Source organism: Mucilaginibacter gossypiicola (assembly GCF_900110105.1).
Lineage (GTDB): Bacteria > Bacteroidota > Bacteroidia > Sphingobacteriales > Sphingobacteriaceae > Mucilaginibacter > Mucilaginibacter gossypiicola.
The window spans coordinates 299,916-311,781 of the sequence record NZ_FOCL01000004.1; the positions used below are offsets into that span (position 1 = coordinate 299,916).

An 11,866-nucleotide genomic window follows, 5' to 3' on the forward strand; every position below is an offset into this window, starting at 1 on the left:
ACTTTACCCGATTAACAGAAGGAGTAACCGCTTGGCTAAAGATACTACCAAAGAAACCCCCTTAATGCAGCAATATAATGCTATCAAAGTAAAGTACCCCGGTGCTTTGCTGCTGTTTAGGGTGGGCGATTTTTATGAAACATTTGGCGAAGACGCCGTTAAGGCTGCCGGTATTTTAGGCATCGTACTAACCCGCAGGGCAAACGGCGCCGCTACACATATTGAGCTTGCCGGTTTTCCGCACCATTCGCTGGATACTTACCTGCCTAAGCTGGTTCGTGCCGGGCAGCGTGTGGCTATCTGCGATCAGCTGGAAGATCCTAAAACTACCAAAACCATTGTTAAGCGCGGAGTAACCGAACTGGTTACCCCCGGTGTGGCTACCAATGATAATATCCTGAATCAAAAAAGCAACAACTATCTTGCTTCGCTGCATTTTGAAAAAAACAGCATTGGTATTGCGCTTATTGATATCTCGACCGGCGAGTTCATGACCGCCCAGGGTAACAGCGATTATATTGATAAGCTGCTGCAAAGTTTTTCGCCCAGTGAAGTGATCTATCCTAAGAGCCGCACGCGCGATTTTAAGGATACCTATGGCGACCGCTTTTACACCTATGCCCTTGACGAATGGCCCTACAGCGGCGATTATGCTAATGAAACATTGCTTAAGCATTTCGGTGTAAAATCGCTCAAAGGTTTTGGTATAGATAAACTGAATTTAGGCATCATTGCTGCCGGTGTAGCCATTCATTATTTGAATGAAACGGAACACCGCAACCTGGGCCATATTTCGGCCATCAGCAGGATAGAGGAAGACAGGTATTTATGGCTCGACAGGTTCAGTATCCGCAACCTGGAGCTTGTAGGTTCGGCCAACGAAAATGCCATGACACTGGTTGATGTGCTTGACCATACCTGCTCGCCTATGGGGGCACGATTACTGCGCCGCTGGATTGTAATGCCGCTTAAGCAGATCAAGGCCATTAATGACCGTTTAGGTGTAGTTGAATACCTGATAGGCAATGAAGAATTGCGTGAAGAACTGCTGCAATACCTGCGCCAGATAGGTGACCTGGAAAGGTTGATCTCCAAAATTGGCTTGCAAAAAGCTAACCCACGCGAGGTTTGCCAGCTGAAAAAGGCATTAACCGCTATAGCCCAGATCAAGCGGATTGCTGAATCATCGGAAAGCGCTCCCCTGCGTGCCATTGGCGAGCAACTAAATCCCTGCGCACTTATTTGCGAAAAGATAGAACGTGAATTGAACCCCGAGCCTCCGGTAATGCTGGTGAAAGGCTCGGTAATGAATGAGGGAATTAATGATGAGCTTGATCGCTTGCGTAAGATCGCTTTCGGCGGTAAAGGATACCTGTTGGAAATTCAAAAGCGCGAAGCTGAATTAACGGGGATCCCATCGCTTAAAGTATCCTTCAATAATGTGTTTGGCTACTACCTGGAGGTTACCCATGCCCACAGGGATAAAGTACCAACCGAGTGGATCCGCAAGCAAACACTGGTAAATGCCGAGCGTTATATTACCCCCGAGCTTAAGGAGTACGAGGAGCAGATTTTAGGTGCCGAAGAAAAGATCCTGGCGCTTGAAACACAATTATATAATGACCTGCTGTACTCGCTGGCCGAGTATATCAAACCTATTCAGCTTAACGCCCAGCTTATAGCGCGTTTGGATGTGCTGCTTAACTTTGCTACCATCTCCATTAAAAACTACTATGTAAAGCCTGAGATAAACGAAAGCAGGGTACTTGATATAAAAGGCGGCCGACACCCGGTTATTGAGAAAAATTTGCCGATAGGTGAGGAGTATATCACCAACAGTGTGTTTCTTGATTCGGAAACCCAGCAGATCATCATCATTACCGGTCCCAACATGGCAGGTAAATCGGCTTTGTTAAGGCAAACCGGCTTGATAGTGCTGATGGCTCAGATGGGTTGCTTTGTACCGGCTAAGGCAGCTACTATAGGCCTGGTTGATAAGATCTTTACCAGGGTAGGAGCTTCGGATAACCTTTCGTCCGGCGAATCGACGTTCATGGTTGAGATGAACGAAACGGCCAGTATCCTCAATAACCTCAGCGACAGGAGCCTGATCCTGCTGGATGAGATCGGTAGAGGTACATCAACTTACGATGGTATTTCCATAGCCTGGTCAATTGCTGAGTACCTGCATAACCACCCAACTGCAAGGGCTAAAACGCTGTTTGCAACGCATTATCATGAGCTTAACGAGCTTAGTAATTCATTTAACCGCGTTAAAAACTTTAATGTATCGGTTAAGGAAGTAGGGCAGCAGATCATCTTTTTACGTAAGCTGGTACCGGGCGGCAGCGAGCACAGCTTTGGGATCCACGTGGCTAAACTGGCGGGCATGCCCTCAAAAGTGCTTACCCGTGCAAACGAGATCTTGAAGAAACTGGAAAACGAACGTACCGGCGGCGAACATATCAAAGAAAGTATCCGCAAAGTGCAGAAGCAAGCTGTACAAATGCAGATGTTTTCGATAGATGACCCGGTATTAGTGAAAATCCGCGATACGCTGAATAACCTTGATGTAAATACACTAACTCCGGTTGAGGCACTCATGAAACTGGATGAAATTCAAAGGGTGGTGAAGAGTTGATTTTTTGGATGTGCAGATTTCAGATGTGCAAATGTGCAGATTGTTCAATAGAAAGCGTCATTGCGAGGAACGAAGCAATCCCCAATTGGCAGAGCCGCTCTGCATAGTTCGCGGTTGTTTCGTTCCTTGCAATCGACGTGATGAAGATACATCTGCTCATCTGAAATCTGCACACCTGCACATCCACTCCCATGTTAATATGTTAAAAACATCCGCATCCTCTCAATAAACATTAAAGCTAATTTTACTTTATGAGCATATACCTGCGTCGTAGTTTTTATTTGTTTATACTTTTCCTTTCCCCATTTATATTAAGTTCATGTCACTCGCGTAAGGCCGCTATGCGCGGCCAGCCGGGTGAGGTGGTTAATCCATCGCCTGATATCGCTTCAAAATACTCCGAAATTATGGGGGTTGATAGGGGAGATATTCAAAACGGGCGCCTTTATGCTTTTATTGACCAATGGATGGGCACGCCCTACAAATTTGGCGGACTTGATAAAGACGGCGTTGACTGTTCAGGTCTTACCTTTTTATTGGAGCAACAGGTTTACGGCATCACCATTCCGCGCATGACCAGCAAACAAATCACTGTTATTAAACGCAAATATGAGGACGAGCTCAAAGAAGGCGACCTGGTGTTTTTCGATTTCGACGGAAAGCAGTTTAGCCATGTTGGTGTTTATTTACAGAATGGCTATGTTGTACATGCCAGCTCGCGCCGCGGGGTTATCATCGTTAAACTGCGCGATCCATCTTTATACAAATACTTCTCAAGGGCCGGTTCTATTGAAAACGTACCTACAAGCATGAATTAAACAACACGGATTTTAGAAGGATTTTTGCGAATTACACGAATATCCGGTTAAATCGTATTCGTGTAATTCGTAAAAATTAGAGCTGGTTTGTGCCGTAATTTTCAATAATTTTGCACCATCATGGCCGACAAAAAAGATGATTACTCTTTCTGGACTAAGTACAAGCGTTTTGCCGGCACCGAGATCATGCTTTATGTGATCATGGTGATCGGTATCATTCTCGGCATTGTAATATTTAGTTACCTTTAACTAAGGTAACGTTGTCATTATCCACATCGGCAATTGACTGATAAAAATCAACAAGGTCCTGATAGGTGTCTTTACTATACGTGCCATCTATGATCTGTAGCTTGCGGCTGTATACCAGCTTGTCTCCATTTACGGTTGCGCTTGATTCAAACTTTCCGAAAGGTTTTTCGATACTTACTTTTTTAGGGCGCATATCAACCTTGTATCCTGCAGGCAGGGTATAGGTGATCTCATCCTCGTCAGTATATCCCCGGTTGATATAAACGTCGTTATGTCGGTTACGAACCTCACGCAACGGTGAAGTTATGCGATTAGCCGGGTTGGCCAGGAAAATTATTTTTCCGTCAGATACTGAACCGTAATCTGTAGCCGAAATTTTTAGTGTTTCGGTGGTGTAAGGTTGTTCAACTTTAAACTGCTTCAGGTCTGCACTTTCAATATCAAGATTGTTAATGGGGTAGATCTTCTTCAGGTCTTTGATCTGTTCTGTCTTCGACTCATAGATCACATGATCGCGGTCTTCGTAATTAGTGCCCTTGAAATTGGTGACCATTGTACCTGATAAATTACCGTTGGCGCTTAATGTAAAATTGGCTTTGCGCTGTTCAAGATTAGCCTGGGCCGTGTATTTTGGCGTATGCATTAGTTTGCCACCCTGTGGGGTACAGGCCAGTACAATACGGTCGTCGGTGAAATCGCCCAAAAAGCCAAACGGTATGTTCTGACTGGTGCATTCTAAAAAGGTAGTGTCATTTTTAAAAGGCAGGCATAAAATAACGTGATTGCCCTGATCCAGGCTCGCAAAGTCGGGCTGAAAGTTTACTTTAGACGCTCCGGCATATACCACACAATAGTATGACTCAATGTCGACCGCTTTTAGCAAGGCCTGTGTGTAGTTAACCAGGGCTTTGCAATCGCCATAATTTTGGGCGTCAACATCCGATGCCGGGAAGGGTTGTAAACCGCCTATCCCTACTTGTATGCTAATGTAGTGTGTTTTGCCCTGCATGTATTCATAAACCTTGCGGGCTTTGGCCTTAGGATCGGTTATTGACCCTGTAAGCTCTTTCATTTTTGCCACAGTTTGAGGCGAAAGCTGTTGGCGGCCTGCATTAAGCTTGTCATATTGCCATTGGCCAAGTTCTTTCCAATTGGTAAATGAGCCGCTGATACCGCGGTAAATGAATTTTTCGGGCACTATTTCCAGTCTGGGCATTATTGATCTGTAAACAGGGCTGTAAGGCTCATGCTTTAAAGCTTTCAGGTTGTTAGTTTGCCAGGTATATGTTTGCAGCCCTTGTTTATTGATGCCAATTGTTACCTTAACCGGCAAATTGGTTTGCTTGTATTTGATTTTAAAATCGGGCTTGCAAATTAATGTATACGAGCTTTTCTCAACTGCTATACCATCCGAAGGGATAGGTCGCCAGCTTTCAAGGTCAAGTGATTGCTTCGACTTTACATCGTATTCATAACTTACAGTGTACGGGTAATCAGCTACGTTGGGCTGATAGTGTTTTATCTTCAGGTCGGTAAAAAGCGAAAAGCCATCGTGGTTGCTGTCATCCTCAAAATCACTTTCCGAAAACTTGCCGGTGGGTTTGCCCCATTGGTTGTAAACTATGCCCTTTATATCCTTAATATACCGGCTTTTGTCATGCCATATAGCTACATCAACGTCATCGTCGCCATTTTTATTTAATACGGTTATTACTTCTTTTACATGGTAAAGCGTGTTGTCAAGGTCCTTAACCTCAATAGTAACTTCTTCATTGCGCACCACCGAGCTGGCATAAGGCAAAAGGTCTTTTGAGATGAGCGAAACGTCATAATTATCCTGTGCCTTTACACAGGTTACAGCCGAAAATATAAAAAAGGTAGTTAAAAATGCTTTCATTATTTTTTCTTGAAGATCATGTCTCCTTTTTCGGTTAAAATGATCTTGTTAAACAGTTCCTTAAGATAAGGGTACTCGGCCGAGTCATAAACCGATTTGTTAAACTGGGTAATGTTTGAAAAAGTAAAGGTGTTATTATCCTGGCTTTCAAACGTTGTGGCAAACATACCACCCTTGTTTGGTAACGAAAATGCTACTACCTGTGGTGGTGTTTCAATAATATATTGCGCAGGCAGGTGCATTACCAAAACCAATCTCTTATCTGAAGCAAAGGCCCAGTCAACAGGGTAATCACGTTCGGCAAGTTTGAAAGGGTTGGTAGTGCGTTTCTCCCAAAAGTAAGGGTTAAAGGCAAGTTTATCATGATTGGTATTATCAAATGCCTCTATTTCTACCTCAAAGGTTTCACGCAACGGATTGTCAAGGCTGTCGAGATTTGCAATGTCTGATTTAAATACTTTTAGCTTAGGCTGTTTCTCATCAAAATCTTCAACGTATTCGTCAACTGTATTAAACTTTTTAATGGCTTTGCGCTTTTCATAGGCGTCGTAACCTTTGTAGTAATTGGTTATAGTACCTTTTAACTTACCATTATCAAGCAGCGTCAGATCGAACATGCGCGTAGTGGCCGCTTTTTGCTGAGTGCTCAGCTCTATCCAATAGGATGGTTTATTAAGGCTGAGCACCCTGCCCTTATCATTTATACATTTAAGTGGAAGCAGGCCGAAGGAGAGCAGCGGATCGGTAGCGTCAAGCAGATAGGTTTGATCGCCGATAGTTAACCTCGCTATAACATAGTTAAAGTCTGTAAGCACCGGGTAAAGGTTGTTCACCATTCCATGGTCGCGGGTTGAAAGTAGTACGGCTTCGGCATTAAGGCCGGCGGCACTAAGCGCAGTAATAAGTGTCAGGTTGATATCGGCAATACTGCCGGCATGTGTATCCAGTGCCTTCTTAACGCCGTCGGTACTGTAAATGCCGATATAATCGTTCCATTTTATCTGGCTTTTGACCCAGGCATACAAGGCCTTTGCTTTGTCAAGGTCGGTTGTTTTACCCGCAATTACCGGTGCAATGCGCTCTTTGAGCAGGCTTGTGCGTTTCATTTGTACGCCAAATTCATCGGATATCTTTAGCTGGCGATCAACGTCGCTCCATTCTTTTGTTACTACGGTTTTAACGCCGGTATAAGGATTAGTAACTTCAACCAATTCAAAGAATATCGCTGATAAAAAGTTTTTACGCGCGGTCATATAATCCTCATCAACAAACGCGGGAATATCCTTCATGTTGTAAGTGATATGCGAGCAATCAGCTTTTGAGCCGCCCGATGAAAAGCATTCACGCTCAACTTCCGAATTGCTTTTGGTTAATTTCAGCGCACCGCGTAATGAGGCATTAAATGTCCAGAAGCCAGGGATATGTACTTCATATTGCGAATTTATTTTCGGAATATCGTCCTGGAATGTCCACCCTCTGAAATGGTCCCAGTATGGTGATATAAGTTCGTATTTAAACTCAATAACGCAGCCGGGCCGTAATGCAGGTAGTGCAAACTTTACGGTGCTGCCATATTTATAGTCTTTAACGGTAAATACCTTTTTTGAATCAAGTTCGGCCTTTTGAATGATGCCGTTATCATCTTTATAATAAGTTATTCCGGTAACGTTGTTAACCTCTTCTGCCGAGTTATCGCCATTGTGTATAGGTATTTCTATGGTGCCGTGAGTTAGCCCTTCTTTGGTAAATATTTTAATTTTGGCATGGTAGGTATGTATGAGCCTGATATGATCCATGTACTCATCTATGCGGGTATTGCCAAATTCGTTTAAAAAAACGGCATTCGCCTGCGGATCTTTATCATATTTGGTCATTTCAATCTCCTGGTCGGTGATTCCTGTTTCAAATTCCTGTGCGGCAGCTTTGAACGATAAGCCGATAAAAATCAAAAGAATAAGAGTGATTTTGTTCATACAAATTGTGATAATTAGGGATAATCAAATTAAATAATAAATTGGTATATTAAATAAATTAAAAAATTTATTCTGCTGATTAATTTTAGGACATTTGCGACCTTTGCATCTCTGAATACTGACAAATGAAATTAAATTTAAAACGCCCCCTGGCTTTCTTTGATCTTGAAACAACAGGTACTAATATTGGTGCCGACCGTATAGTTGAAATATCTGTTATCAAGCTTAATCCTGATGGCAGCGAAGAAGTGAGAACGTGGCGTGTTCACCCGGGCATTCCTATTCCGCTCGAGTCATCACTGGTGCACGGCATTTATGACGAGCATATCCAAAACGAAAAACAATTTAAAGAGCTTGGCCAGGAAATAGCCGACTTTATTGGCGATAGCGATTTGGCTGGATATAATTCAAATAAGTTTGATATCCCCATGATCATGGAGGAGTTTTTGCGTGCCGGTGTGGATTTTAACCTGGATGCCCGCCATTTTGTTGATGTACAGAACATATTCCACCAGATGGAACAGCGCACATTAAAGGCTGCTTACCAATTCTATTGCAATAAAGTAATTGAAAACGCCCATTCGGCTGAAGCCGATACCCGTGCTACCATGGAAGTTTTATTGGCACAGATTGAGCGTTATGAAAATGTAGAGTGGGAAGATAAAAAAGGTAATAAAATAATCCCTGTTGTGGGCGATGTTGAAGCGCTGCACTCGTTTACCAACTTGAGCAAGCCGGTTGATTTTGCCGGCAGAATGGTTTACAATGAACAGGGCGAGGAGTTGATCAACTTTGGCAAACATAAAGGTAAACGTGTTGAGGACGTATTAAACGCGGAGCCAAGCTATTATTCATGGATGATGCAGGGTGATTTCCCGCTTTACACCAAGCGCAAACTCGAAGAGATTTATACCCGCTGGAATGCTAAGAAAATAGCCGAGCGTCAGGCAAATAAAGCAGCTCAGCCAAAACCGGCAGATCAACAGCCCGCCGGCTCTAAGCCTGAGTACCAGAAAAAAGAATACACTAAGCCTGATCATACTAAAAATCAGCACTATCAAAACAAACCTTTCAAAAAGAAGGAAGAACCAGCCAAACCGGTTAATGACGATATGCTTGCCCAGTTGGCTCTGAAATTTAAAAAAGGTTAAATTTTTCTGAACCTTGATTTTTAGGGTTTGAAGATTACCATGAACTTTTCCCCGGCGACCGTGTCCTCACGGTCGCATGTTCGCGTACGTCAGAACTGGAATTTTTTGAATTGATGGATTTATAGATTTTTTAAAAACGAAGCCTTTGTAAATTTGCAAGGGCTTTTTTGTTGATATTATTCTGAAACCCGACAGGTATAGATTCGTTCAGCTTTAACCTTTAACCTTTAACCTTTAACCTTTAACCTTTAACCTTTAACCTTTAACCTTTAACCTTTAACCTTTAACCTTTAACCTTTAGAAAGTCGATATTCCGTTTCAATCCGCTAAACTTCGTGCGTTTAACGGCCGAATTTTTAAATACTTTTTGAAATATATCCTGGGTGATGTCCTGCCAGTCGGCGGTTTTTAAATGCAGCAAATCGGGGTGCGGCGTAAAGGCCGGCTCTGTATTCAACACTGAGAAACGGTTCCAGGGGCAAACATCCTGGCAAACGTCGCAACCAAACATCCAGTTATCCATTTTGCCTTTAAACTCCTGTGGAATCTCGTTTTTAAGCTCGATGGTTAAATAGGAGATGCAACGGCTGCCATCAACTACATACGGTCCTACAATAGCATCAGTAGGGCACGCGTCGATACAATTTGTGCAGGTACCGCAATGATCTGCTGTGGGGGCTATATCGTATTCCAGCTCAAGGTCAATGATCAGTTCGGCCAGAAAAAAAAATGAACCGGCCTTTTTGTTAAGCAGGTTACTGTTTTTGCCAATCCAGCCCATTCCTGCTTTACGGGCCCATGCCTTATCAAGTACCGGGGCCGAATCAACAAATGCGCGGCCGCCTACTTCACCTATCTTATCATTAATGATTTGCAGTAACAACCTTAGCTTATCTTTAATTACAGTATGGTAATCAATTCCATAAGCGTATTTGGAGATTTTAGGAGATAACGGGTCATCCTGTTGCTGATCGGTATAGTAATTTACACCAAGCGAGATAACAGATTTTGCCCCATCCACAAGCAAACGAGGGTCGAGGCGCTTATCAAAGTGGTTTTCCATGTACGCCATTTCGCCGTGCATGTTTTTATTAAGCCAGGTTTCAAGGCGCGGGGCCTCATCTTCTAAAAAGTCTGCTTTGGCAATACCACAAAACAAAAAGCCAAGCTTTTGTGCCTCGTTTTTAATGAGTTGACTGTATGTGGCCTTGTTTTGCTGCATTTATGCAAAGATAGTATAAATTGAAATTGGTGCGTGTACGGTGATGTTCTTCAATAAGGTTTAATCAACCATGATATATACTTGCGCACGGGTATTATTCGTTATTATAGTTTACTCCGTTTCGCTATAAAATAACTATTGGTGCAGTTTTTGTATTTGATTAAAAAATAGGGATTTATAGCATGCTCGAGCATATCAGATACTTGCCCGCTCATGTATTAGGAATGCATGCGGTTGGCCACGTTACTATTGGGGATTATGAAAAAGCCTTGACACCATTGCTTGAACAACAGGTGAAGCAAACCGGGCGGATAAATTTTTTGCTGGTGCTGGAAACTAATATTAAAAATTTTACAGCCGGAGCCTGGTGTGGCAATATCAGGCTCGGATTTAAGTATTTTACCCGGTGGAACAAAGTTGCCGTTGTAACAGATCAGGACGGAGTGCGTGAGTTCAGTCATCTGTTTAAATATATTTTACCCGGCAAGTTTGCAGGTTATAAACTTGAAGAATTGGACGAAGCTGTAAAATGGGTAACAGGAATTAAATAAACGTACCATTATGGAAACTACAGATAAAACAGCAGTGATGAACAATGATGATTCAGACCTGCACAACGACGAGTTGGGCGAAAACACCGGCGACGATACCATAATAGCCGAAATAGTTCATTTAAAGCCCGACGAAAAGGATATCAGCAAAATGCCGTCATCAAACAAAGGTCAGGGGCCGGCAGGGGAGAACTTGTAGTTTGCCTCCGGCCCCTAAAGGGGGAGTTTTTGATTTGCATATTGCCTATCTTCATATAGCGATAGACAAAAAAATGCCTTACTAAAGAGTAAGGCATTTTTTGTTTAATATCATCGGAACCGGCCCTTTAGGGGCGGGGAACTAAAAGCTGTTCCTGATGCTGTTGCTTAAAGTTTTGGTGCTCCAGTATCCGCTATCCAAAATGCGGCGTACGGTCATCAGCGGATCAGTTTGATCGCGTTTATCAGCCAATTGAAAAGCCATTTTGAAACCGCGTTTCCTTAACTCAGGCAAGGCGGCTTTATTCCAGATACCAAACGGATAAGCAAAGTAATCCATTTTTTTACCGGTGATCTCTTCCAAAGTTTTGGTTGGTTTTTCAATTTGGGTAACCCAATCATCAACCGGGCGATTGGTTATTTTGCCGTTTTTACCAATGATTTTAAGGGTTGATGTATGTGAGTAACGGTCAACACGGTGGTGGTCCCAGGTGTGACTGGCTACAACGTTGCCTTCGTCAGATAGTTGTTTAACCTGTTCTTTGGTCATGTAATGCGGACGGCCCAATGATACAGTCATCACAAAATAAACTGCCTTAAAACCATATTTTTTAAGGGTAGGGTTAGCGATGGTGAATTGGTCAAGGTCGGTATCATCAAACGTAAGCATGATGGGCTTTTTAGGAAGCGGCGCACCTTTGGTAAGGTATGCATAAAGCTGATCGGGCAATATGGTATGATAACCACTGTCGGCCAGCATTTTGATGTGCTCTTTAAAAGCAGCAACCTGTACTATGTAATCTTTAGCATTTTTTGAATCTGTTGGCTTCCAGTCGCGGATTTGGTGGTAGCAAAGAATAGGTACCTGCTTGCGGGCTAAAATAGCTGCGGCATCGCCTTGTGGAGCGGCATTATTGGTAGCGGCCGGAGCTTCAGTAACCGGAGTGGCAGCAGTTGATTTATCCGTTGGCTTTGACTGGCATGAAACAGCACCCAAAGCACAAAGAGCCAGCACGGCTAATGTTTGTTTTATCATATTATAGGTTGGTTTTATTCCTCAATTAACGGCGGCTAAATTAATAATTATATAACATGACTATCTTTTATTTTAATAAATTTAATTGCCGATTTAATGTTTAAACGGTTTATTTCAAAGCTTTGCCGGG

General features: G+C 43.0%; 10 protein-coding genes. 6 read left to right on the forward strand and 4 right to left on the reverse strand.

Annotated features, from left to right (window positions below; genetic code table 11):
- Positions 1-31: 31 nt before the first annotated feature.
- The 3 genes from mutS (at position 32) to BMX50_RS35055 (ending at position 3,708) form a co-directional block, all read left to right on the forward strand.
- A complete protein-coding gene (gene mutS, locus BMX50_RS14995) occupies positions 32-2,641 on the forward strand; it encodes a DNA mismatch repair protein MutS (RefSeq protein ID WP_091211350.1) in 2,610 nt (869 codons plus the stop codon).
- A gap of 251 nt (positions 2,642-2,892) precedes the next feature.
- Entirely contained in the window at positions 2,893-3,459 is a 567-nt protein-coding gene (locus BMX50_RS15000; RefSeq protein WP_167667934.1) for a C40 family peptidase, read from the forward strand.
- 120 nt (positions 3,460-3,579) lie between these two features.
- Positions 3,580-3,708 (forward strand): hypothetical protein, encoded by a 129-nt coding sequence (locus tag BMX50_RS35055; RefSeq protein WP_262494037.1) that lies wholly within the window; start codon positions 3,580-3,582, stop codon positions 3,706-3,708.
- Here the strand turns inward: BMX50_RS35055 and BMX50_RS15005 are convergent.
- Positions 3,695-5,605 (reverse strand): DUF3857 domain-containing protein, encoded by a 1,911-nt coding sequence (locus BMX50_RS15005; protein WP_091211351.1) that lies wholly within the window; start codon positions 5,603-5,605, stop codon positions 3,695-3,697. The two genes, BMX50_RS35055 and BMX50_RS15005, sit on opposite strands and share 14 nt — an antisense overlap.
- A complete protein-coding gene (locus BMX50_RS15010) occupies positions 5,605-7,578 on the reverse strand; it encodes a DUF3857 domain-containing protein (protein WP_091211352.1) in 1,974 nt (657 codons plus the stop codon). Before BMX50_RS15010 ends, BMX50_RS15005 begins: the two co-directional genes overlap by 1 nt.
- Positions 7,579-7,703: 125 nt before the next feature.
- Between BMX50_RS15010 and BMX50_RS15015 the strand changes: the two genes are divergently transcribed.
- A complete protein-coding gene (locus BMX50_RS15015) occupies positions 7,704-8,729 on the forward strand; it encodes a 3'-5' exonuclease (protein WP_091211353.1) in 1,026 nt (341 codons plus the stop codon).
- A 283-nt stretch (positions 8,730-9,012) separates the two neighbouring features.
- Here the strand turns inward: BMX50_RS15015 and queG are convergent, their stop codons facing one another.
- Complete coding sequence (gene queG / locus BMX50_RS15020; protein ID WP_091211354.1) at positions 9,013-9,951, reverse strand: tRNA epoxyqueuosine(34) reductase QueG; 939 nt, start codon at positions 9,949-9,951, stop codon at positions 9,013-9,015.
- A gap of 182 nt (positions 9,952-10,133) precedes the next feature.
- Here queG and BMX50_RS15025 point away from each other — a divergent pair, with 182 nt between their 5' ends.
- On the forward strand, positions 10,134-10,502 hold the full coding sequence (locus BMX50_RS15025; protein ID WP_091211355.1) for a SpoIIAA family protein: 369 nt from the start codon (positions 10,134-10,136) through the stop codon (positions 10,500-10,502).
- A gap of 10 nt (positions 10,503-10,512) precedes the next feature.
- On the forward strand, positions 10,513-10,701 hold the full coding sequence (locus BMX50_RS15030; protein ID WP_091211356.1) for a hypothetical protein: 189 nt from the start codon (positions 10,513-10,515) through the stop codon (positions 10,699-10,701).
- A 141-nt stretch (positions 10,702-10,842) separates the two neighbouring features.
- On the opposite strand, the gene BMX50_RS15035 is transcribed toward BMX50_RS15030, so the two are convergent.
- Entirely contained in the window at positions 10,843-11,736 is an 894-nt protein-coding gene (locus tag BMX50_RS15035) for a polysaccharide deacetylase family protein (protein ID WP_091211357.1), read from the reverse strand.
- Positions 11,737-11,866: the final 130 nt, after the last annotated feature.